General features: G+C 64.0%; 21 protein-coding genes. 8 read left to right on the top strand and 13 right to left on the bottom strand.

Features of this window, described 5'->3' with window-relative positions; genetic code table 11:
* The first annotated feature begins 338 nt into the window (after positions 1-338).
* Both IVB36_RS40215 and IVB36_RS33760 read left to right on the top strand, forming a co-directional pair.
* The gene (locus IVB36_RS40215; RefSeq protein ID WP_018458533.1) at positions 339-467 is read left to right on the top strand and encodes a hypothetical protein; all 129 of its coding nucleotides are present in this window, start codon (positions 339-341) and stop codon (positions 465-467) included.
* 253 nt (positions 468-720) lie between these two features.
* Positions 721-1623 (top strand): universal stress protein, encoded by a 903-nt coding sequence (locus IVB36_RS33760; protein ID WP_247394511.1) that lies wholly within the window; start codon positions 721-723, stop codon positions 1621-1623.
* A gap of 82 nt (positions 1624-1705) precedes the next feature.
* Here the strand turns inward: IVB36_RS33760 and IVB36_RS33755 are convergent, their stop codons facing one another.
* The 4 genes from IVB36_RS33755 to IVB36_RS33740 all read right to left on the bottom strand — a co-directional run bounded on the left by IVB36_RS33755 (position 1706) and on the right by IVB36_RS33740 (position 5763).
* Positions 1706-1882 (bottom strand): hypothetical protein, encoded by a 177-nt coding sequence (locus tag IVB36_RS33755; protein ID WP_018458535.1) that lies wholly within the window; start codon positions 1880-1882, stop codon positions 1706-1708.
* Between the two features lie 424 nt (positions 1883-2306).
* Entirely contained in the window at positions 2307-2891 is a 585-nt protein-coding gene (locus tag IVB36_RS33750) for a DUF1254 domain-containing protein (RefSeq protein WP_018458536.1), read from the bottom strand.
* Positions 2888-3466 carry a DUF1214 domain-containing protein gene (locus tag IVB36_RS33745; protein WP_007593444.1) on the bottom strand — a complete coding sequence of 193 codons (579 nt, stop codon included), beginning with the start codon at positions 3464-3466 and terminating at the stop codon, positions 2888-2890. The genes IVB36_RS33750 and IVB36_RS33745 overlap by 4 nt, the downstream gene beginning before the upstream one ends.
* Before the next feature lie 8 nt (positions 3467-3474).
* Positions 3475-5763 (bottom strand): PBP1A family penicillin-binding protein, encoded by a 2289-nt coding sequence (locus IVB36_RS33740; protein WP_247394509.1) that lies wholly within the window; start codon positions 5761-5763, stop codon positions 3475-3477.
* A gap of 295 nt (positions 5764-6058) precedes the next feature.
* Here IVB36_RS33740 and IVB36_RS33735 point away from each other — a divergent pair, with 295 nt between their 5' ends.
* Together IVB36_RS33735 and IVB36_RS33730 are read left to right on the top strand one after the other, a co-directional pair.
* Positions 6059-6574 carry a YcgN family cysteine cluster protein gene (locus IVB36_RS33735; RefSeq protein WP_026233606.1) on the top strand — a complete coding sequence of 172 codons (516 nt, stop codon included), beginning with the start codon at positions 6059-6061 and terminating at the stop codon, positions 6572-6574.
* Positions 6575-6729: 155 nt separating this feature from the next.
* On the top strand, positions 6730-8310 hold the full coding sequence (locus IVB36_RS33730) for an MDR family MFS transporter (protein WP_247394507.1): 1581 nt from the start codon (positions 6730-6732) through the stop codon (positions 8308-8310).
* A gap of 6 nt (positions 8311-8316) precedes the next feature.
* On the opposite strand, the gene IVB36_RS33725 is transcribed toward IVB36_RS33730, so the two are convergent.
* Both IVB36_RS33725 and IVB36_RS33720 read right to left on the bottom strand, forming a co-directional pair.
* A complete protein-coding gene (locus IVB36_RS33725) occupies positions 8317-10818 on the bottom strand; it encodes a GAF domain-containing protein (RefSeq protein ID WP_247394505.1) in 2502 nt (833 codons plus the stop codon).
* Positions 10819-10932: 114 nt separating this feature from the next.
* Positions 10933-12567, bottom strand: a complete 1635-nt coding sequence (locus IVB36_RS33720) for a thiamine pyrophosphate-requiring protein (protein ID WP_247394503.1) — start codon at positions 12565-12567, stop codon at positions 10933-10935.
* Positions 12568-13033: 466 nt separating this feature from the next.
* On the opposite strand from IVB36_RS33720, the gene IVB36_RS40600 reads away from it, so the two are divergent.
* Positions 13034-13246 (top strand): hypothetical protein, encoded by a 213-nt coding sequence (locus IVB36_RS40600; protein WP_345947097.1) that lies wholly within the window; start codon positions 13034-13036, stop codon positions 13244-13246.
* A gap of 221 nt (positions 13247-13467) precedes the next feature.
* Positions 13468-14847, top strand: coding sequence for a hypothetical protein (locus IVB36_RS33710; protein WP_247394499.1), 1380 nt, complete (start codon positions 13468-13470; stop codon positions 14845-14847).
* Between the two features lies 1 nt (position 14848).
* Here the strand turns inward: IVB36_RS33710 and IVB36_RS33705 are convergent, their stop codons facing one another.
* The 7 genes from IVB36_RS33705 to IVB36_RS33675 all read right to left on the bottom strand — a co-directional run bounded on the left by IVB36_RS33705 (position 14849) and on the right by IVB36_RS33675 (position 20459).
* A complete protein-coding gene (locus IVB36_RS33705; protein WP_247394497.1) occupies positions 14849-15532 on the bottom strand; it encodes a class I SAM-dependent methyltransferase in 684 nt (227 codons plus the stop codon).
* A gap of 8 nt (positions 15533-15540) precedes the next feature.
* A complete protein-coding gene (locus IVB36_RS33700) occupies positions 15541-16536 on the bottom strand; it encodes a glycosyltransferase family 2 protein (protein WP_247394495.1) in 996 nt (331 codons plus the stop codon).
* 188 nt (positions 16537-16724) lie between these two features.
* On the bottom strand, positions 16725-18287 hold the full coding sequence (locus IVB36_RS33695; protein ID WP_247394492.1) for a hypothetical protein: 1563 nt from the start codon (positions 18285-18287) through the stop codon (positions 16725-16727).
* A gap of 185 nt (positions 18288-18472) precedes the next feature.
* Entirely contained in the window at positions 18473-18637 is a 165-nt protein-coding gene (locus tag IVB36_RS33690) for a Flp family type IVb pilin (protein ID WP_018458549.1), read from the bottom strand.
* Positions 18638-18829: 192 nt separating this feature from the next.
* The gene (locus IVB36_RS33685) at positions 18830-19012 is read right to left on the bottom strand and encodes a hypothetical protein (RefSeq protein WP_018458550.1); all 183 of its coding nucleotides are present in this window, start codon (positions 19010-19012) and stop codon (positions 18830-18832) included.
* Positions 19013-19181: 169 nt separating this feature from the next.
* Entirely contained in the window at positions 19182-19418 is a 237-nt protein-coding gene (locus IVB36_RS33680) for a hypothetical protein (protein WP_018458551.1), read from the bottom strand.
* Positions 19419-19475: 57 nt separating this feature from the next.
* Positions 19476-20459 carry a Ku protein gene (locus IVB36_RS33675; RefSeq protein ID WP_018458552.1) on the bottom strand — a complete coding sequence of 328 codons (984 nt, stop codon included), beginning with the start codon at positions 20457-20459 and terminating at the stop codon, positions 19476-19478.
* 233 nt (positions 20460-20692) lie between these two features.
* Here IVB36_RS33675 and IVB36_RS33670 point away from each other — a divergent pair, with 233 nt between their 5' ends.
* Together IVB36_RS33670 and IVB36_RS33665 are read left to right on the top strand one after the other, a co-directional pair.
* Positions 20693-20848 (top strand): hypothetical protein, encoded by a 156-nt coding sequence (locus IVB36_RS33670; protein ID WP_007593402.1) that lies wholly within the window; start codon positions 20693-20695, stop codon positions 20846-20848.
* 229 nt (positions 20849-21077) lie between these two features.
* Complete coding sequence (locus IVB36_RS33665; protein ID WP_018458554.1) at positions 21078-21749, top strand: response regulator transcription factor; 672 nt, start codon at positions 21078-21080, stop codon at positions 21747-21749.
* Positions 21750-21751: the final 2 nt, after the last annotated feature.

The raw sequence follows: 21751 nt of genomic DNA, 5'->3' as shown, positions 1-21751 counted from the left end.
TTTCCTGCATCGCATCCCACCTCTAAGTACATGATGCATGACGCTGAGTAGTAGGCGAGTTCGCCGAAGTCTTTGCATGTTGGCCGCCTGATCGGAGGCAATCAGCCCCGAACTCAGTCCATGCCGCGTTCGCGAGGGCTGGAAGCTCGGTGCCCGGCAGAGCGAGCAATGCACATGCCGCTCGCAAGCGAGCCGCACCGCAAACAGAGGCAGTGATGACTACAACGCTACGACGCCGGATTTATAGGACCCAGCTGCAGATCCGCCGGTAACCCGGACGATTCAGATCGTCCGGGATGGTACCTCAACATTTCTGCAACCAAAGCCGGGAGTTTCTCATGTCGGTGTTCTTCGCGCTGCTCGTCCTGACCTCATGGGTCATGTTCATCTGGATTTCAGATCCCGATGGCTTCCGCGAGGCATTCGCTCGCCGCCGAGCGCCAATTCCTCACGATCCTAAAAGGTGACGTTGGGAGGTTCACCTCCGTCACCGCGTACAACAGTCGCTTATGAGCGAGAAAGATATCGTGCGCCGCATGTTCGCGGGGCGCGATGCTCGGTTGCTTCTCGGCTCCAGATCGTCGGTCCAGGCCAAACGGGACGAGCGAAGCTGGCAGGCAACAGCGTCATAGGCCCTCCGCAAGGCAACCGAATTGCCGCGCTGGTCGAGCTTGGCAGGCCATCGGGCCGGCGGCCGTTCGCAATTGTAAGGATTCTGACATGAATATCGTCGCTGCGACAGATTTCTCGACGCGGTCCAATCGCGCTTTGCGGCAGGCCGGCCTCCTGGCGCGCTCCCCTGATGCAACTCTGCACCTTGTTCATGTCGTCGACGAGGATCAGCCAGCGGAGCTGATCCGCATCGAAGAGCGCGAGGCACAGCGGGTGCTGGTTGAGCAGATCGCATCCATGCCGGAGCTGCAAAACGTTCAGTGCTACCCGACTGTGGTCAAGGGCCATCCCTTTGATGGGATATTGCGAGCGGCTGCAGCAGCCGACGCGGATCTCGTTGTCATGGGAGCCCATCGTAAGCAGTTTCTGCGCGACATCTTCACAGGCACCACAATCGAGCGTGTAATTCGCGGAGGAAGGTATCCGGTTCTGATGGTGAACAACGAGGCGCAGCGGCGCTATGAACGCGCTCTGGTGCCGGTCGATATGTCGGATACATCCGCCGATGCAATCCGCGTGGGCCTGTCCACCGGACTCTTGACAGAGGGCGCAACAACGATCCTTCACGCCTTCTCGCCGATGACGAAAGCGCGATTGGTCCGCTCCGGTGCGAGCGCGGCCGTCATCAGCGGATATGTCGATCGCGAGCGTCTAAAGGCAACGGAGGAGCTGACGAAGTTTCTGGTGGCGAACAAGCTCGGCACGCAACGATGGTCTCTCCAGGTCGGCGAGGGCGGGCCGATGCAGGTCATCACCCGTGCGGTTTCGGAGAGGCAGCCTGACATGCTGGTGATGGGGACGCACGGGCGATCTGGATTGGTTCGGGCGTTGATCGGGAGCGTAACGGAAGAAGTCCTGCGTTCGTTGAGTGTGGACGTTCTCGTTGTTCCTCCCGCGGGCTCTGAACGCACAATGTCAAATCCGCTGATCGGCACCGACCCAAAGGCGTGACGCGTCCCGCGGCTCATCGCTCGCCGGCGAGCCCTTCTTTCCGCGAGACCACGGCTCCCGCTCTGTCCGGATGATCGATAGACTAGCGGCGCCGTCGTTCGCTGTCGCGCGCAGCCGGCTTTGCTGCTTGTGGTTTAGTTGAGCCCCGCGTGATCTTCAGCGGATCGCTGGCCGGAAAGGTTTGCTGCAATTGCCGGTCCAATTCCTCGTCGAGCTCCCGCTTCTCCCGCTGCTTCGATGTTTCGTCATGCTTTGGCATTGCTCAATCTCCGCGTTTAGCACTTGGTGACCGGCCGTCCGTGATCGGGAACAGTTGACGCCAAACCGAGCGGAATTGAGGATTTGGAATCAGCAAGGACTCTTGAAGTAACAGCCAGTGCTCGGGACATCAGCGTCGCTAGTCCCGCCCGCACGGGGGACAATAGTGTTTCTCGATCATGGCACCTGCGCTCCGCCATGAAAAAACCCGCGGCGGATTGCTCCGCGCGGGTGAACTTTCGATGATGCCATTCTGCCAGTGTTTTGCCCGACGTGTCAAAGCTGAACAGCACGACGGGCAGGGATGTATCGGTTCGGCAAACGCCTAGTTAGTGCAAGAAAAATGGCTAATGATTTCAATACCCCCGCTACTGTGCATGGGGTTGTTTTTCGACTTTTTGTTTTTGCGCCGCCGAAGCCGCGCCTCAGCGCCGTCCGCGCGGTGCTTCCGCCTTGGCCGGCGGCTCGGTCTGCGGTCCGCAGCTCGCGGCAGCGAGGGTTGACTGCGCTTGCGGCATCAGGCCGGGCTCGGGGGCGAGCGCCTTCATCACGATCAGGCCGGTGGTGCTGGGGGAATCGATGATCAGGCGGTCGGCGGCGGTGATCTCTTCGTCTTCGGGCAGCTCGTTGTGCTGCGGCTCGGTCATCAGGTCGAGCTCGATCACCTTCTTGCCCGCCGAGCGGTCGTTGATGGCGTAGTAGGCGATCTCGTTGCGAGTGTAGAACGACACCGAGGTATAGGCTTGGCTGACGGGGACCGTCAGCTTGATCGGCCCGTTCGACAGATCGTAGCGGCAGATCGCGAGCGCAAAGGCCGGGTCCATGAACGGCATCGGCGAGGTCTGCGGATCGGCGAGCGGAAGCTGCGTGACCGCGTTGAGCTTGGTCATCGGGGTCAGCCGCGAATAGGCGTCCTGGGTCGCGATCCGCGGCAACGCCAGCACGCTGACGAGATGGACCACGAGGCCCAGCACCACGCCGGCAACGATGGTGAACAACAGCCGGATCATGAGCAGCCCGCCGTCGTGATCGTGGGCATCGGCGCGTCGCGCTGGGTGCGGGTAGCAACGCCGACCGGGGTGTCGTAGAGCCGCAGCATCAGCGCGTAGCGTTCGATGCCGCCGGTCGGCAGCCAGTTGCCGGCGCGCGAGCGCGAGGCGATGCGGATCTCGAACGAGCCGTCGGACTGCCGCACGATCTCCTGGCTGGTGAAGCCGTAGCGCTGCAGCGAATTGGGAACGAGATGACCCTTGCGGTCATAAAGCGTCAGCGTCCAGAACCGTGCCGGCGGCGTCACGCCGGAGACCACGACGTCGCAGCGGCCGTCGAGCACCTTCTTCTTGTCGTCGGCGGTCGCCGTGAAGGCGACGCCGTCGCCGGTGCCGATCGGCAGCTCGCCGTTGCGCACGATGGTGGCGCGGGAATAGGGATCGACGTCGGCGGTGCCGGTGCGCGGACGCGCGGTCCAGGGGCCGATGGTCAGCGCGCCGATCTCGGTGCCGCGCGTCGTCGTCATCCACGTCGCGCCGACGCCCACCACGGTTGCGAGCAGAAGGGCCGTCAATGTGATCAGGATCAGCCGCACTTGTTCGGTCAGTTCTTGCGCGGGGCGGATGCGTTCGCATTCTCTTCCGCATAGTTCTGCGGGAAGGCGAGCGCGCTCGTGGACGATGCCGGTCTGGCTTGCTTGGGGTCGGTGGCGGCCGCTTTGGCCGCGGTCCTGGCCGCGTCATCCAGCAGCTTCTCGACGCGCACCAAAACGTCGGCGCCGCGCTTGGTCAATACGGGCGGCGGACCGGGCTTGGTCTCCAGCACCTTCGGCGCCGCATTGGCCTGTGCGTTGGCGATCCGCTCGGGCGGCAGCTTCTGGCCCATGCCGATACCGGCGATCTCCCGGACCTCGACGCCCTGATGCGCCGCGAGCATGATGTCGTGCCAGGTCTGCGCCGGCAGCGAGCCGCCGGTCATGCGGTTGGTCGGCGAATAGTCGTCATTGCCGTACCAGACCGCGCAGGTAAAATTGCCGGTGTAGCCGACGAACCAGGCGTCGCGATACGCATTCGTCGTGCCGGTCTTGCCCGCGGTCGGAATGCCGTCGAGGGCTGCGCGGCGCGCGGTGCCTTCGCTGACGACGTGGCTCATCATGCCAGCCATATCGGCGGCTACGGAGGCGGGAATCGCCTGGCGCGGCTTCGGCCCGTCGCGGTCCCAGCGCCAGACCGGATCGCCGGCGCCGGTGCGCACTTCCAGCACGGAATGCGGCGTCACTGCCTTGCCGCGGTTGGGGAAGGTCGCATACGCCACCGCGTGCTCGAGCACCGTGACTTCGTCCGAGCCGATCGGCAGCGACGGCGTGTCGGGCAGCGGTGCCTTGAGGCCGAAGCGGCGCGCGACCTCGACGATCTTGGCGCGGCCGATCTTGGCCGGGTTCGGCGCCTTCGGCTGCTCCTTCTGGCCGATCGCGATCGACAGCTTGACGGGTACAACGTTGATCGAGCGCGTGATCGCCTGCGTCAGTGTCACCGCGCCGGAATAGGAATGGCCATAGTTCTGCGGGCACCAATTGCCGATGCAGACCGGGCCGTCGACCACGATCGAATTCGGCGTGAAGCCGTTGAGGAGCGCGGTGGTGTAGACGTAAGGCTTGAACGACGAGCCCGGCTGGCGGTAGGCGTCGGTGGCGCGGTTGAATTGGCTGGCGCCGTAGTCGCGGCCGCCGACCATGGCGCGGATGCCGCCGTCGAGATCGGAGACGACGGTCGCGGCCTGCGTCGCGTGATAGTCGCGGCCGAACTGGCGCAGCTGGTTCTCGACCGCGTCCTCCGCCGCCTTCTGCACGTTGGTGTCGATCGCGAGCCGGACCACGAAGACGCGCTCAGTGTAGGATTTCGGGAAGGTGTCGACCAGCTTGCGCATCTCGTCGAAGGCGTAGTCGAGATAATAATTCGGCGACGCCTCGTAGCGGCGGTCGACCGCGAAGGCGGGGTTGCGGCGGGCGCCGAACACCTGGCCCTCGGTCATGAAGCCGGCGTCGACGAGATTGTCGAGAACGACATTGGCGCGGGCGCGGGCGGCGGGCAGGTTGATGTGGGGCGCGTATTTGGTCGGCGCCTTGAACAGGCCGGCGAGCATCGCGGCTTCGGCGAGCGTCACGTCACGTGCCGACTTGTTGAAGTAGAAATGCGCGGCGCCGTCGACGCCGAAGGTGCCGCCGCCCATATAGGCGCGGTCGAGATACAGCTTGAGGATCTCGTTCTTGGTCAGGCGCCATTCCAGCCAGACCGCGAGGAAGGCTTCGTTGACCTTGCGCTCGATGGTGCGCTCGTTGCTCAGGAACAGGTTCTTGGCGAGCTGCTGGGTGATCGAAGAGCCGCCTTGGCGGACGCCGCCGGCCTGGGCGTTGGTGACGAGCGCGCGCGCGGTGCCGGCGATGTCGATGCCGAAATGCTCGTAGAAGCGGCGGTCCTCGGTCGCGAGCGTCGCCTTGATCAGCACGTCCGGAAAATCTTCCAACGGGATCGAATCGTTGTGCTTGATGCCGCGGCTGCCGATCGGGTTGCCGTAGCGGTCGAGGAAGGTCACCGCGAGGTCGGACTTCTTCAGCCAGTCCTCGTCCGCGGTCTCGCGGAAGGCGGGGATGGCGAGGGTCAGCATCACAACCAGGCCGCCGAGGCCCAGCGTCGCGGCCTCCGACAGCGGCTCGATGAACACCCAGCGCTTCCAACGCCCGACATAGAAGCGGTCCATGAAGGTCGAGTAGCGCTCGTAGAGCTCGCGGATGCCCTTGGCCGAGGAGAACAGCGAGGAGTCGATGCGCGCATCGAGGTCCAGGAAGAAATTCCGGATCCGGGCCTTCCAATGCGGTGGTATGATCTGGCGCACCTAGAACCCTTGCGGCTTGGTTCGAAAGCGTTCAAGCACCCGGCCGGGGGCGGCATCGAGACGTCTTGCGGGAGTGTTGCGGCAAACCCAAGGCGCCCGGCCAGCGACGGTGGGGACTTGCTGTTCCTTCTAGCCGAGCAGGGCCTATAAACCAATGGTCACGCTTGCGATTTTGAACAACAGGCCTAATTGACCCCGGTTCATTACGGGCCTCACGCGGGCGTTGCTTGCAGCCCCACGACCGCACGCCCTAGATGGCACCAACCGTAGCTCTTTCGAACTTTTGTTGAGGCGCATGACCGCAGCTCCCAAACGACCTTCAGGCCAGGAAGGATTCTTCTGGAAAACCAAGACGTTGGAAGAGATGTCGGGGCCCGAATGGGAGAGCCTGTGCGACGGCTGCGGCCGCTGCTGCCTGAACAAGCTCGAGGAAGATGGCACCGGCGACATCTATTTCACCCATGTCGGCTGCAAGCTGCTCGATGGGGTGACCTGCGGCTGCAAGGACTATGCGAATCGTTCCGACAAGGTTCCGGACTGCGTCCGCCTGACCCCGGCCAATGTCCGCACCCTGAACTGGCTGCCGCCGAGCTGCGGCTACAAGCTTGTTGCGGAAGGCCGCGACCTCTATTGGTGGCATCCCCTGGTGTCAGGCGATCCCGACACCGTGCATGACGCGGGCGTCTCCGTACGCGGACGGGTCGAAGGCAGCGAGGTCGAGATTCCGGACGATGAGCTCGAGAACCACATCGTGCAGTGGCCGGCGCAGCTGCCAAAACGGGCGCGCCTGAAGCGACGTCCGAAGGACTGATCCGCCGCACCAGGTAGATCACGTCCTCGCGATGGCCGTGGGGTGGGATGCTCCCATGCGCCGCGGTGCCTGCCTGAGAAGAACTTTGCTGTCTACATTGACTGCATAGAACGAATCCTTCGCGGTGTTGCGCCGCCTCATGGCTTCCGGTCGAGATGAACAAGTTCGAGCGGCAGAGCAGTTCTGCCGACACCCAGACATTGCCCGACGACATCGCCGAGGAATTGTCGCGCCTTCCGAGCGAGGTCTTGAGCGTCGATGACGCTCCTTCGCTCGCGCCGCCAGCGCCGCTGTCGCAGGACGAGGTCCGCACCATCGTCATCAGCCTGATGTTGACGATGTTCCTGGCCGCACTGGACCAGACCATCGTCGCCACCGCGCTGCCGACCATCGGACGCCAGTTCCACGACGTCTCCAATCTCTCCTGGGTCATCACCGCCTATCTGCTCGCCTCGACCGCGGTCGCGCCGGTTTTCGGCACGCTCAGCGACATCTACGGGCGCCGTGTGATGATCATCATCTCGCTCAGCCTGTTCGTCGCGGGCTCGGTGCTGTGCGCGATCGCTCCGAACCTGCCGATGCTGATTCTTGCACGCGGTCTCCAGGGACTGGGTGGCGGCGGCATCATGCCGGTGGTGCAGACCGTGATCTCCGACGTCGTGAGCCCACGCGAGCGCGGCCAGTATCAAGCCTATTTCTCCAGCGTCTGGATGGTCGGCGGCATTCTCGGCCCGATCATCGGCGGCGTGTTCGCCGAGCATCTGCACTGGTCGATGATCTTCTGGATCAATGTGCCGCTCGCGGCGGCGGCGATCGCGTTGCTGCTGCCCAGGATGAAGAAGATTCCGGTGTTCCACCGCAAGCGCAAGGTCGACTGGATCGGCGGCGTGCTGCTGATGGCCTCTGCCGTCGTCTTCATGCTGGTGCTGACCTGGGGGGGCACGCGCTTCCCGTGGCTCTCGCCCACCGTGCTTGCGATGGTGGGCGGCGCTGTAGCGCTCGCGGTCACCTTCGTGTGGCACGCGCGCCGGGCGGAAGAGCCGTTCCTGCCGCTGCCGCTGCTCGGAGGATCGGTTGTGCCGTTCGGGCTGACGGCCGGCGGTTGCGCGCTCGGTGCGATCACGGGCCTCACGGTGCAGCTGCCGCTCTATTACGAGGCGGTCTATCACCTCAGCGCCAGCGAAGCGGGCCTCGCGCTGATTCCGCTCGCGGCGGTCTCGACCTGCGGCGCGGCCATCGCTGGTCGCACCATGGCGCGGGCCAAGCACTACAAGCGGGTCGCCATCGTAGGAACGTCCTGGGCAGCGCTGTGCGGCCTCGGCCTCACGTTGACGACGTTGCCGCTCTGGGCGCTGCTGACGCTGATGGCTGCGTTTGCGCTTGGCCTCGGCACCACCTTTCCGGTCTGCGTCGTCTCGGTGCAGAATTCGGTCGCCCGTCCGCAGGTCGGCACCATCACGGGCGCGTTGAACTTCTTCCGCTCGCTTATGTCCTCGTTCACGGTTGCGGCGTTCGCGGCCATCCTGCTCATCGCGCTCGGTGCCGACGTTCCGCTCGCCGGCGAGCATCACGGCGCCGTCAATGCGATCCCCGCGGACGACATGCGGCATGCGTTCCGCTACGTCTTCGGCGCCGCCACCGCGCTGATGGCTGGCGCCGCGCTCTGCCTGATCATGATGGAGGAGCGGCCGCTGGCCGGTCCGTCCACGACGCAACCCGTCGAGATGGCGGAATAAGAACCGCTAGCCGCGGCGTCCGTCCGGAAAGCTGCTGCTTCGCGGCAATCGAATCGTGAACTCGGTGAACGCGCCGGGCTCCGTCGCGACGTCGATTGTGCCGCCGTGCTGCTTCACCACGATATCGTGGCTCATCGACAATCCGAGGCCGGTGCCTTCGCCGGCCGGCTTGGTGGTGAAGAACGGATCGAACATCTTTTCCTTCACCTCGTGCGGAATGCCGGTGCCATTGTCGCGGATGCGGATCTCGATACTGTCGCCCCGGTCGCGTGTCGCGGCGATCACCACCGGCTCGTAATCGGCGGCGCCGTCATCCGACTTGCGCTTGGCGACCGCGTGGAAGCCATTCGAGATTAGGTTCAGCAGCACCCGGGTGATCTCCTGCGGAAACACTTCCGCTTGTCCGGCCGCCGGATCGAGCTCGCGCTTCAGCGTCACGTCGAACTGTGGCTTCTCGGCGCGGGCGCCGTGATAGGCGAGGTTGAGGCTCTCCTCGACCAGTGCGTTGATGTCGCTCAGCCGATGCTCGCCGCCGCCCTCGCGGGAATGCAGCAGCATGTTCTTGACGATGGAGTCGGCGCGCCTGCCATGCTGCACGATCTTCGCGAGATTGTCCTTCAACAGTCCGGTCAACTCGTCGACCTCGCTACGAACGTCGTCCGCGAGCGGGACAGGCGCGAGCGCCGCGTTCAGCTCGTCCGTCAGCTCGGCGGAGAGCGATGCAAAATTGTTGACGAAGTTGAGCGGGTTCTTGATCTCGTGCGCGATGCCGGCGGTGAGCTGGCCGAGCGAAGCCAGCTTCTCGGTCTGGACCAGCCGGTCCTGGGCAGCGCGCAAATCGTCGAGCGATTTGGCGAGGTCCCGGGTGCGGTCCTGCACCTCGTTGAACAGGCGCGTGTTCTCGATGGCGATCACGGCCTGGTCTGCAAAGGTCTTGAGCAGGGCGATCGCCTTGTCCGGGAAAGGACCGGCCTCCGGCCGCGTCACGCCGATGGTGCCGATCGCGACGCCGTCGCGTAGCATCGGGATCACGAGGATGCTGCGATAGCCTCGCGTCCGCGCCAGCTCTCTCATGGCGTCCGTGAGGTCGGGCTCGTTCTGCATGTCGCTGCGGAATGCGAACTCTCCGCTTCTTGCCACCCGGCTGTGAATGCCGGATGCCGACAGCGGCACCGGGAACGAATTGAGCAGCTCTTCATTGCCGGCTTCGTTGTCGGTGCTGAAGGCGGCCAGGTGCAGCAGGTCGTCGATGACGCGCGTGACGGTGGAGGAATGTCCGCCGACCAGGGACTTGGCGCTGTCGGAGATCGCCTGGAACACCGGCGTCACATCCGCGGGCGAGGCCGCGATCACCTTGAGGATGTCGGCGGTCGCGGTCTGCCGTTCCAGCGCTTCCCTCGTGGTGTTGAACAGGCTGACATTCTTGATCGCAATCACCGCCTGGTCAGCGAAGGTCTGCAACAGCCGCACGTGATGCTCGCCGAACGCGCCGGTCGCGCGCCGCGTGGCGATGATGACGCCGATCGCCTCGCCGTCGCTCATCAAGGGCGCGAACAGCATGCTGCGGTAGCCCCGGGCGCGCGCGATGTCGCGGGCTGCGGGTTCGACTTCGGTGTCGGGCAATTGCGCCGCCACACCATTGGCCACGAGCCGGTAGGGCGGGAACCGCGCGAATGGTACCGGGAACGAGGCCTGCAGCACGCGATCGCCGGCGGGATCGGTCGGCGTGAACGCCGCAAGGTGCGCGGCGCCCCCGATGTAGCGCAGCACGGCCGTGGAGAAGCCGCCGATCAGCCGGTTGGCATTGGCGGCGATGGCGTCGAACACTGGCTGTACGTTGGACGGTGAAGCGGCCATCACTTTCAGGATGTCGGCGGTGGCGGTCTGGCGCTCCAACATCTCGCGCGTCTCGTTGAACAGGCGCGCATTCTCGATCGCGATCACTGCCTGATCGGCGAAGGTCTGGAGCAGCTGGACGAGGTCGGCTGCGAACGCGCCGGGCTCGGCGCGCGTGACGCTGATCATGCCGACTGGCGTCCCTCGATTCATCAGCGGCATGAACAGCACGCTACGAAAGCCGCGCAGCCGCGCAAGATTCCGGTTCAGCTCCGGGACCTCCGCGGCTTCGCTATCGGGAAACTGGATCGTCTCGCCGCCACGCACCAGCGCAAAGGTCGGAAAGTCGGCGATCTTGCGCGGGAACGACGCCTTGAGCCCTTCGTCCGCCTCGGGGCTCGTTGGTGTGAACGCCACGAGGTGGAGCTCGTCCTCGATGAACTGAAGCACGGTGGCGGAGAAGCCGCCGAGCAAGCGCCGGGAGCTGGACGCGATCGCCTCGAAGACCGGCCGGGCATCGGACGGAGAGGCCGCGATGGTGCGCAGAATCCCGGCGCTGGCGTTCTGACGATCGCGCGCAATCGCGAGCTCGCTGCGAAGCTGCGCGTTCTCGGCTGTGGCCGCCTGCAACAGGCGTCTAAATTCCGCGATGTCGTTGGAAGGGGCGGTCATTCGCAATCCGGCTTGATGCCGCGACAAGCGCGGCACCGAGGCGGATTATCACATCTCCTGCGGCCGGAGCCAGCCTCCGCGACAGCGAGTTTTGCTGCCGGAATCCGGCCCGCTTCACGTGCCCGGCCGCGACACCTCGGTCTCCTTGCTGGTGATGAACTCCAGCAGCACGGGAACGCCTTCCTGCGTCTTCTGGATGCCGCGCCTGATCGCGGGGGTGATGTCCTCAGGTCTCGTCACCCGCTCTCCATAGCCGCCGAAGGCGCGCGCCATCGCGGCGTAGTCTCCGGAAATGTCGGTCGAGCGATATTTCTCGGTCGAGACCGGCATCACCTTCAATTCGATCGCCATTGAAAAATTGTTCAGCAGGATCGACATGATCGGGATGCGCTCGCGCACCGCGGTCTCGAAATCCATGCCGGTGAAGCCGATCGCGGCGTCGCCCCAGACATTGATGCAGAGCTTGTCAGGCTTTGCGAGCTTTGCGCCCATGGCCAGCCCAAGGCCGTAGCCGAGTTGCGTCGTCTTGCCCCAGCCGAGATAGGTGAGGGGCTCGACCGACTTCCAGAACGGCGAAAGCTGGTCGCGGGGGCTGCCGGCATCGTGGGTGATGATGGTGTTGCGGATGTCGACGGTATGTTGCAGGTCCCACAGCACGCGATAGGGGCTCAAGGGCGCATCATTGCTGGTGAGCTTCGGCATCCATTTCGCCAGCCACTCCTTGTGCGAAGCCGCGATCTCGGCTGCCACCGCCGACGCGTCGCGATCCGCGCTGACGGTCTTGCCGATCTCCTCCAGCAGCGCGTCGAGCACAAGCCCGGCATCGCCGACGAGGCCAATCCTGGCTTCCACGTCCTTGTTGAGATGGTTCGGATCGAGTGTGGAGTGGATGATGGTTTTGTCTTTGGGCATCGCGATGCCGAAGCTTGTTTCAGTGAAGGAGCAGCCGATGCCGAAAATGAGGTCGGCCTCAGCCAGAAACTTCGGCACGGCGCGCGGCACCGCAAGGCCGCCGGAGCCGAGCGAGAGCGGATGCGTTTCCGGGAAGGACGATTTGCCCCCAAGGCTGGTCGTGACGGGAATGGCGAGCCGTTCGGCCAGCCGCTTCAGTTGTGGCCACGCCTGGGCGTAATGCACGCCCTGGCCGGCATAGATCACCGCGCGCTTGGCGTTGACGAGCAGGTCGGCCGCCTCCTTCATATGAATGGGATCCGCGCCGTAGCGGGTGCGCAGCACAGGGGTGTAGTTCAGCGGCTCCGGCACCTCCTCGTTCCACATGTCCGCAGGGATCTCGACGATCACAGGGCCGCCGCGGCCGTTCTTCAGCTTGGTAAAGGCGCGGCGAAAAATGTTGGCGACTTCCGCGGCCAGGATGATCGGCTCCGACGATTTCGAAAACGCCTTCATCGCCTCGCTGGAATTGAAGTTCGGCTCGATATGCGCAAGCCTGCGCTGATAGCCCATTGGCAGCACCAGTACGGGAACGGATTCGCCGTAGCATTGCGCAACGCCGCCCATCGCATTCTCCGCACCGGGGCCATGCTGCATGCAGAACGCGCCGATCGAGCGCCCCGATGTCACCCGCGAGATCGCATCCGCCATGTGGATGCCGACGCGCTCCTGCCGCACCATCACCGGCCGGATATCGGCCTTGGCCGCATGCTCGATCAGATGGTTGACCGGATAGCCGCAGAGGATCTCGATCCCCTCGCGCTTCATGATTTCCGCAATCGCCGTGCCGAGCTTCATGGCGTCTCTCTCCCTGGCGTAGGCCGGTTGCTCCGGCCGATTAGGGGAGAGAGGATCAGGAAATCCGGGGAGGGTAAAGCGCGGACGATGAGAGTCGCGGTAGGTCAGCTATGCAGCGAGCTGCCGTAGCCCGGATGGAGCGCAGCGCAATCCGGGGCCGTTCCACCCGGATAGACCAGTGACGAATTTCGCTGCGCTCCATCCTGACTACGACCGCTACTTGCAGCTTTGGCAGATCCTCAGCTTGCGTTTCAACGCCTCGTCTTCTTGATCGATCAATTGCTCAGCGGCGCCTTTCGCACCCGGATCGGCCCTGGAGCCCTTCGCATTGCGTGACCTCACAGGCGGGACTACCTGGCTCGAGGTGTCGTTGCCGTCGCCGATACCTACGCTGAAGCCATCGTAGTCGGCAGCCGGGTTCGGCGCCGATGGAAGCCCGCCGATCACCGGCGGCGAAGCTTCTCTGATGGATGCTGCCGGCGGAGGTCTGGAATTTTTGGCGCCCGCATGCGGCGGCGATGCATTGGGCGGAGAAAGCGAAACCGGCGGAGCGGCCGAAGTCTGCCCTCTCGCGCTGTCCTGCGACCAGACGCCGACAAAGATGAGGCTGAAAGCCAAGAGCATCACGCTTCTCATCCGCATCCTTCAAGCCGCCGTGGTTCGTCGATTGACAGTGTGAAGCGTATCAGGACCCGCACGGTCGTCAAAGCGCCGCAGCCCGGATTTCGCTACCGGGAATATAGTTCACAAAGCGTGACCGGCCCGCCGCGCACCAAGCCAGGCCCTGTCAAGTCAAAGAGGAATTTAACGCTTGCGCCCTAACTTGCGCTCGCCATGAGTGACCAGGTCGTCCACAGCGAGGTTCAACCGTTTTCGGCGCGTGCGGCGCTTCCCTGGCTGGTGAGCCTTGGCGCCTATGGCCTGCTGCTGATCCTTGGACCGCGGCTGCTCAATGACCCCGACAGCTATTCCCACATCGAGGTCGGGCGCTGGATCATCGCGCATGGCACGCTGCCAGCGACCGACCCATTTTCCTTTTCGAGGCACGGCGCTCCCTGGATCACCTTCGAATGGCTCTCGGAGGTGATCTACGCCGCAGCCTACGCGCTCGCCGGCTGGCCGGGCGTCCTCGTCGTCGGCGCCGCGGCGATAGCGCTCGCCTTTGGCCTGTTCACGTTCTTTCTGCTGCGCGAGCTTTCGCCGACCCAGACGCTCCTCATGGTGATCGCGGCCGTCATCCTGTTGGCGCCGCATATGCTGGCGCGGCCACATGTGCTGGTGCTGCCGCTGATGGTGACCTGGGCGGCGGCCCTGGTACGCTGCATGGATCGTCGAGGGCCTCCGCCGTACTGGGCCCTTCCGCTGCTGGTCGTGTGGGCCAATCTGCACGGCAGCGTGGTGCTGGCGCTTGGACTCATCGGCTCTGCGGGGCTCGAGGCGCTGCTCTGCGAGAAGCGGAGTGAATGGCCACGCGTATTCCTGCGTTGGCTACCCTTCACGGCGCTTGCGGTCGCGGCGTCCTGCCTGACCCCCTACGGGCCGGAACCGCTGCTGATGCCGCTGACCACGCTCGGCCTCGGCCCCGCGCTCGGTTGGATCGCGGAATGGCGGCCGCAGGATTTCAGCCATATAGGCTTCTTCGAGCTGTTGTTGCTGGCCGGGATCTTCGCGCTCTCGCGCGGCGTGACGCTGCCGGTTGTGCGGGCCTTGGTCGTGATCGGCCTGCTGCATTTCGCGCTGGCCCAGATCCGCAATGCGGATCTGCTTGCCATGCTGGCGCCGCTCTATCTGGCGGCTCCGCTGGGGCGGAAGTTCGGCGGACCGATTGGGGAAGATGCTGCCGGCTCGTCGCGCGGCCTGAACCTGGCCGCCCTCGGTGTGTTGATCGCGGTGAGCGGGGCGACGCTGGCCCGTGATATACGGCCGGCTCCGGCCATCACTCCTCAGGCCGCCATCGCTGAAGCCAACCTCGCCGCGGCGGGGCACGTACTCAACGATTATTCCTTCGGTGGCTATTTGATCTTTGCCGGCATTCCTACCTTTATCGACGGTCGCGGTGAACTGTACGGGGGAGCGTTCATCAACCGCTACAATCGCGCCCTGGCGCTCGTCGATCTCGGCGACTTTCTCAGATTGCTCGACGAATACAACATCGGCGCGACGTTGCTCGCGCCGGGGACGCCGGCGATAGCGATGCTGGACCGGCTGCCCCAATGGCAGCGCGTCTACAGCGACGACGTGGCGGTCGTGCACAAGCGGCGAGACATGCCGCAAAGATAGATCAAGCGGTCCCGTAGGCGGCGTATTGGCCGCCGAGCGGCACGCCGCCCAGGGTCGCTTCGAGGCGCCGCGCTGGCTTGGTGGCCCAGGGCAGCAGCAGGAAATGGCGCGCACCGATCTCGCGCAAGCCGCCGGCAGCCATCAATTTTCGGGTTGTGCCCGCCCCGAGCAGGACGGCGTCCCGGTCGAACTCACAACGCGCGACGGCAAGACGGGTCAGCGGGTTGTACGGATTGTGCTCGATGACGCAGACGAGTCCCCCGGGGCGGGTCACGCGCCGCATCTCCGCGATGAATTGCGCCCATTCCGTTGGCACGACGTGGTGCATCACGCAGACGGCCGTGACCAGATCGAAGCTGGCATCGTCGAAAGGAAAGGTGCGGCCGTCGAACTCACGGTAGTCGACCCTGCCGTTGTCAGCGCGCGCCTGCGCCAGGCTGGCCGACGAAACGTCGATACCGCTCAAGCGACCGACCATGCCGTGCAGCAGGGGATGAAGGCTGCCTACGCCGCAGCCGACGTCCAGCATGTCGGGCCTGTTCGTGTCGAGCCGCTGCGCGATCAGGTTGCCCAGCAGATCGGCCTTGGCGCGCATGAAGAAGCGATGCGGCAAGCCGGAGAAGTCGATCGAGGATTGGACCACGTCACGGTAATTGTCGTGATAACCGTCGAAGAGCTCGGTCATGCGCTGGGTCACTCGTTGACGGCGTGGATCGCGGGTGCGGCTGCCGCCTCGTTGCGGTCGAAGCCGGCGCGGGTCTGCACCACGTAGAGCGGTCGACGCTTCACCTCGGCATGGATGCGGCCGACGTAAAGCCCGACGATGCCCGTCATCAGCATGTTCATTCCACACAGCAGGGACACGACGACCATCGTCGAGGACCAACCGGTGACAAGATGACTATCGTTGCTGAGCCACAACAGGATCACCCAGCCGCCATAGAGCAGTGCGAGACCCGAGACCGTCAATCCGCACCAGATTGCCAGGCGCAAGGGCAGATCGGAAAAGCCGAGCGCGGCGTTCATCGCGAGCCGCACCATCTTGAACAGCGGATATTTGGTCTCGCCCGCTGCTCGCTCGAGACGGTGGAAGGTGACCTCCGCCTGCCGGAAGCCGAGCCAGGCGATCATGCCGCGTACGAAGCGGTCCTGCTCCGGCATCTGCCGAAGCGCGTCGAGCACCTTGCGATCGATCAGGCGGAAGTCGCCGACGTCGGCGGGGATGCCGACCGAGGACATCCTGCCGAGAAGCCGGTAGAACAGATGCGCGGTCGCGCGCTTGAATCGGCTTTCGCCGTCCCGCGACAGGCGGCGGGCATGGACGATGTCGTTGCCTTCCTGCCATTTTGCGATCAATTGCTCGATCACTTCGGGCGGATCCTGCAAATCGGCGTCCATGACGATGATCGCTTCACCTTGCGCGGCGTCCATGCCGGCGGTGATGGCGATCTGATGCCCGAAATTTCGCGACAGGCCGATATAGCGAAAGCGCGGGTCGCGCGTGGCGAGTGCCTGTAGCACTATCGAGCTGGAATCACGGCTGCCGTCGTCGACGAAGATTGCCTCTGCCGGCCCGTCGAGCCGGGACAAGACCAGGTCGAGCCTGCGCAGGAGCACCGGCAGCACGGCTTCCTCGTTGAACACGGGGATGACGAGGCTGTAGCGGATCGACTGGAAATTGGCCGCCATGCGAGAGAGTCCAACTCGTTGCAGGAGCGGAAGTCTATGCCGGCGGTGGTTAAGGTCGCCTTGCCACAACCCTTAAGGATATGGGGCACCGCGGTGGCTTCCAAAAGGCGGGTGCAGATGGTGATGCCCGATTAACCACGCTGGGCAGCCGCGGCTTTGGCCCAGGACTGGCGTCCTAGGACTTCGGCCTAGGACTTGCGGCGGATCTTGTAGAGAACAAATCGCTCCGAGGTGTCCAGCGCTTCCAGCAGATCCGGCAGCGGGTTCGCGACGTGCGATCCGAGGACGTAGAGATAGTCGAAGTCCTGATGCCAGGTGCGGACGAACGGCGGAACGCCACCCGGCGGCCGGCTTTCCGCGATCGCGGTAAGCACGCCTAGCGACACCGGCCCCCCGTAGGGAATGGCAAGACGGCGCACGTCTTCGCGTGGCCGCACGGGCTGCTTGCCCGCTTCCGTGAATAGATTCGGCACGAACGCGTTGGCATAGTGCACGGCCAGCGTAGGTGCATAGTACATCGGATATGAGGTGAGGTCGGCGAAGGGCGGGTCTCCATTGTCGTCCGTGCTGGCGACGAGGATGCGCGAGCCGCGATCGATCTTGTGGAACGACTCGACGATGGCCGCATAGTCGGTGCGGTAAGGCAGCCACACCGTGAGCACCACGGCGAGATTGATCAGTATGACGCCACTGATCGCGGCGAGCGCTGCCATTCTCCACGCCCGGCTGGGCAGCGTCAGCGAGCAGAAGGCCGGCAGGATCAGAGCCGCAGCGGGAATGACGCGCAGGTCGACGAACGAGGTTCCGAACAGCTTCGAGGGAATGACGACGTAGAGCAGCGCGAAGCCGATCGCGAGCCAGGTCCCGGCTGTTTCGAGCTTGAGGACGCCGCGTCTTGCGGCGAAGAACAGCGAGACCATCAGCGTAAGCCCGGTCGCCGCTGCGATCGTCAGATTGTAACCGTTCATGATGCGCAACGGCCAGATCGGCTTGAATCCGATGAACCAGCTCGTTCCTTCGCTTCCGATCGATCCCGCGGTCATGCGCATGATCCCAAAGAGGGCAAGCGCCGGTATGGCCAACGCGCCGAGCCGCGCGGCGGCGACCCCGTACGACCTTCGCCCATGGCGGATGCGCGAGAGCTCGTAGACGCCGAGCGTCGCGCCATAGACGCCGAGGGAGAAGAAATGTGCTGCAAACAGCGCAGCGACGAAGACCATGTTGACGACGAAACGCAGTGGCCATGGGCGCTCCGCGAGCATCAGATAGACGGCGATGCCGCAAAGAGCGAGGCCCAGTCCGAACTCGAAATTCACGAAGCCCCAGCTGAACGGCAGACAATAAAGGAAAGCGAGCGCCGCAAAGCCGGCGAGATGGACCCGTCCCTTCCGGGCCCATTCGAGCAAAAGCGCGCCTCCGACGATCAGCAATTGGCTCAGGAGCAGAAACAGGCGCGTGGCGTTCTCGACGTTGATCAGCCGCGCCATTTGCGGGACCAGCAGATCCATTCCAAGGTTGGGATAGAATGCCCAGGCCACTTCGTAATACGGATTGGCATTGGGAGTGCCGTTCTGGCTCAGAATGTACATCCGGGCGAGATGATTGGGATAGTCGACCATCGCGGGGATAGGGGTCAGCAGCACCGGAAGAAACGACAGGGCCGCCAGGACAGCAAGAACGCTGATCGGCGTCGATCGGTCCGAGCCAAGACGAGCCCAGATTGTCGAGGTCGGCTTGTCGGAAGGAATCATGTCATAGGGCCGCTAGAGTTTGAGCTTACGCTCTACGACAGCGCAACCGCGCGACACAACGCCAATAATGCGAACTTCGCGAAAATCAAACTGGGGTCGCCGCCGCATCGGAAGGAGGAGCCTATCATCCGGCGCGCTGCACGCGGATTCGTGCTGATGCGATTGCGGCGCGCCGGCTATGCCGGCTACTTCATCGCCGCGCTGATCGAGTTGAATTTGCTGCTCAGGAGTGCGCTGCCCGTGTTGTTCACGGCCGTGATGATCGCGAACGCGATGCCGGTGGCGATCAGACAATACTCGATGGCGGTGGCACCATTTTCGTCGGCAAGAAATGACTTGAGCAAAGTCATCGTCAACTCCTGTTCATCCGTCCAACCTAGGCCGGTGCCGTTTTCGGAATGGTAAATTGATTCACTAAGTTTTCGTGAGCGCGCCAAAACGCAGGGCGGATGGTCCTCACCTGCCGTTTGATATGGTGACATCGATTGACTTAAGGTTTCGTCACCCAATTCGGACGCATTTGGCGATGTCGTCATCCCGTCTCAGGACGAGATCTGGCGTTCCGGTGCGGCCTTGCTGGAGCGTTTCAGCACTATCGCCAGACGTCCGACCAGATAGCTGACCACGGACGGCTGCGCTCGCGCGGAGCTGCCGGCCAGGCTTTCTTCCTCGGCCGCGTCGTTGACGATGCCGATGTAATTCTTTCTGGCGTCCTGCTGCTTCACGAGCCTGCAACCCCGAGTTCAATCGAGGGGCGACGATGCTGCGCTGAGCGGGAAGCGTCGGTTAATTTTGTCTTCCGTAGGATTACGTGCCCTCCGGCCGCAGGCAGACGCTGAAAGCGCGGCTTGACTTAACGGATTGTTGAGCCTGTTCTCGAGCGGGGCGCCCGGCTCACTCGCGCCGACCGTCCGCATTCAGCGCCCGCAACACCGCGATGCGGGCGAACATCATCCAGCCGCCGCCGGTCTCGGCCGCGTTGATCAGGGTTTCGATCGCGGTCTGCCAGTGGCTCGCATCCTGCGTATCCTCGGGCAGTCGCATGATGTGATCGGCAGCTTCTTGCAGCGTCCGCAGCTTGCGCCCGCCACGTAACGAGATGGGTTCGTCGAACGCGGTCGACCAGGGCATGTCAGGTCGGCCGATCGACGAGGGGCAGCATCACGGCGTCGGCGCTGTGCGATGCCGCTAGCCGGCCTTCTTCGCCCGGGCCGGCGCGCGCACCGGCTTGTCCGCCTTTTTGGGAGCGGCTTTCGCAGCAGTGTCCTTGCCGCCCTTGCCGGTGATCGGCAGCAGCATCTCACGCTGGCCTTCGACGCGCTTCTTCGGCTTCTTGCCCTTGACGGCGTCCTTGGTCACGTCCTTGGCCACCTTCGCCGCGGGGCCTGCGTCCTTCTCGTTCGCGATGCTCTTCTTCAGCGCGTCCATGAGGTTGATAACGTTGCCGCTGGTCTTGGGCGCGGCCTTTGCTGCGATGGGCGCGCCGCTGCGCTTCTTGTTGATGAGGTCGATCAGTGCGGTCTCGTAATGGTCCTCGAACAGCTCAGGCTCGAACGCGCCGGACTTCTTCTCGACGATGTGCTTTGCAAGGTCGAGCATGTCCTTGGTCAGCTTCACGTCCTGGATGTCGTCGAAATAGTCCTTCTCGCCGCGCACCTCGTAGGGGTAGCGCAGCAGCGTCCCCATCAGGCCGCTCCCGAGCGGCTCCAGCGCGATGATGTGCTCGCGGTTGGTCAGCACCACGCGGCCGATCGCGACCTTGTCCATGCTCCGGATCGTCTCGCGGATCACCGCAAATGCGTCGTGGCCGACCTTGCCGTCGGGCACGAGATAGTAGGGGCGGATCAGATAGCGGCTGTCGATGTCGGTCTTCGGTACGAACTCGTCGATCTCGATCGTGTGGGTGGACTCCAGCGCGATGTCGTCGAGCTCGTCCTTGGTGACCTCGATATAGGTGTCGGTGTCGACCTTGTAGCCCTTGACGATGTCCTCCGAAGTCACCTCGTCACCGGTCTCGGCGTCGACCTTGAGGTACTTGATCCGGTGGCCGGTCTTGCGGTTTATCTGGTTGAACGAGACTTTCTCGGTATCCGAAGTGGCCGGATAGAGCGCGACCGGGCAGGTCACGAGCGACAAACGCAGAAAACCCTTCCAATTGGCGCGGGGGGCCATGGGCTACTCCAAACGCAACGGGGACAGAAGACGAAGATACCATCGGGGAACACCGAATCATAGCAAGGCGGATCGCTGAATCTTGCAACTGCGTTAATCGGCCGCCCGGCGCGCGGTTGCAGCCCGATCCGGCTGCAAAAACCGGAACATCATATCCGATCATGCGTTGCCACTGGACATTCGCCGCGAGGAGTCGCGGCCATCCGATGCGACGGCCAGAAATTGAGGTCACCATGGCAACCACGCGAGACCAACGTCAGATCGTGGAAACTCCGACGGAGGCGCGCCAGGGCGAGCCTGGGCCGTCGGTGGCGGCGCTGCTCGCCATATCAACCGGGCTCGCGATCCTGATCCTCGCGGTCATCTGGTTCGTGTTCTTCCGGACCTGATCGGCAGATCGACCGGACGGTTTGCACCTTCCGACTCGCCGCGTAACGCGGCACATTGCGCCCGCCATGCCGTCGGTTCGTCCGGTGGCATGGCGGGCGCAGTGCGTTGACTGCGAACTGGTCGGATATGACCAAAAAGTAACGCGGCCGGTTCCCCGGTGTTCATATTCAGTTCACGCCGGAATTGCTTCTGTGCAGGTGTTCATGCGGCCTAATTCTGGAGAGAAGCGTGCGCCTGCTCGTCGTTGAGGACGACCCCGATCTCAATCGCCAGCTTACCAAGGCGCTGACCGACGCCGGCTATGTCGTCGATCGCGCCTTCGACGGGGAGGAGGGGCATTTTCTCGGTGACAACGAGCCCTACGATGCCGTGGTGCTCGACATCGGCCTGCCGAAGAAGGACGGCATCTCGGTGCTGGAGGCCTGGCGGCGCAACGGCCGCACCATGCCGGTCCTGATCCTCACCGCGCGCGACCGCTGGAGCGACAAGGTCCAGGGCTTCGATGCCGGTGCCGACGACTATGTCGCAAAGCCGTTCCACCTGGAGGAGGTGCTGGCGCGGATCCGCGCGCTGCTGCGCCGCTCCACCGGCCACGCCCAGAGCGAGCTGACCTGCGGCCCCGTCACGCTCGACACCAGGACCGGCCGGGTCAGCGTGTCGGGTAATCCCATCAAGATGACGTCGCACGAATATCGGCTTCTGGCCTACTTGATGCACCATTCGGGGCGCGTCGTGTCCCGTACCGAGCTGGTCGAGCATCTCTACGACCAGGACTTCGACCGCGACTCCAACACGATCGAGGTCTTCGTCGGCCGCATCCGCAAGAAGCTCGACGTCGACATCATCCAGACTGTCCGTGGCCTCGGCTATCTCCTGACCCCGCCGGCCCCCGGCGCTTGAAG

This window comes from Bradyrhizobium sp. 35, assembly GCF_023073215.1.
Taxonomy (GTDB): domain Bacteria; phylum Pseudomonadota; class Alphaproteobacteria; order Rhizobiales; family Xanthobacteraceae; genus Bradyrhizobium; species Bradyrhizobium canariense_D.
This window is presented reverse-complemented; position numbering and strand designations above follow the sequence as displayed.

Coding starts and splice junctions, on each gene's coding strand:
- IVB36_RS40215 (WP_018458533.1), top strand. CDS start 339: ATGTCGGTGTTCTTCGCGCTGCTCGTCCTGACCTCATGGGTCATGTTC.
- IVB36_RS33760 (WP_247394511.1), top strand. CDS start 721: ATGAATATCGTCGCTGCGACAGATTTCTCGACGCGGTCCAATCGCGCT.
- IVB36_RS33755 (WP_018458535.1), bottom strand. CDS start 1,882: ATGCCAAAGCATGACGAAACATCGAAGCAGCGGGAGAAGCGGGAGCTC.
- IVB36_RS33750 (WP_018458536.1), bottom strand. CDS start 2,891: ATGATCCGGCTGTTGTTCACCATCGTTGCCGGCGTGGTGCTGGGCCTC.
- IVB36_RS33735 (WP_026233606.1), top strand. CDS start 6,059: ATGACCGCAGCTCCCAAACGACCTTCAGGCCAGGAAGGATTCTTCTGG.
- IVB36_RS33730 (WP_247394507.1), top strand. CDS start 6,730: ATGAACAAGTTCGAGCGGCAGAGCAGTTCTGCCGACACCCAGACATTG.
- IVB36_RS33725 (WP_247394505.1), bottom strand. CDS start 10,818: ATGACCGCCCCTTCCAACGACATCGCGGAATTTAGACGCCTGTTGCAG.
- IVB36_RS33720 (WP_247394503.1), bottom strand. CDS start 12,567: ATGAAGCTCGGCACGGCGATTGCGGAAATCATGAAGCGCGAGGGGATC.
- IVB36_RS40600 (WP_345947097.1), top strand. CDS start 13,034: ATGGATGCTGCCGGCGGAGGTCTGGAATTTTTGGCGCCCGCATGCGGC.
- IVB36_RS33705 (WP_247394497.1), bottom strand. CDS start 15,532: ATGACCGAGCTCTTCGACGGTTATCACGACAATTACCGTGACGTGGTC.
- IVB36_RS33700 (WP_247394495.1), bottom strand. CDS start 16,536: ATGGCGGCCAATTTCCAGTCGATCCGCTACAGCCTCGTCATCCCCGTG.
- IVB36_RS33695 (WP_247394492.1), bottom strand. CDS start 18,287: ATGATTCCTTCCGACAAGCCGACCTCGACAATCTGGGCTCGTCTTGGC.
- IVB36_RS33690 (WP_018458549.1), bottom strand. CDS start 18,637: ATGACTTTGCTCAAGTCATTTCTTGCCGACGAAAATGGTGCCACCGCC.
- IVB36_RS33680 (WP_018458551.1), bottom strand. CDS start 19,418: ATGCCCTGGTCGACCGCGTTCGACGAACCCATCTCGTTACGTGGCGGG.
- IVB36_RS33675 (WP_018458552.1), bottom strand. CDS start 20,459: ATGGCCCCCCGCGCCAATTGGAAGGGTTTTCTGCGTTTGTCGCTCGTG.
- IVB36_RS33670 (WP_007593402.1), top strand. CDS start 20,693: ATGGCAACCACGCGAGACCAACGTCAGATCGTGGAAACTCCGACGGAG.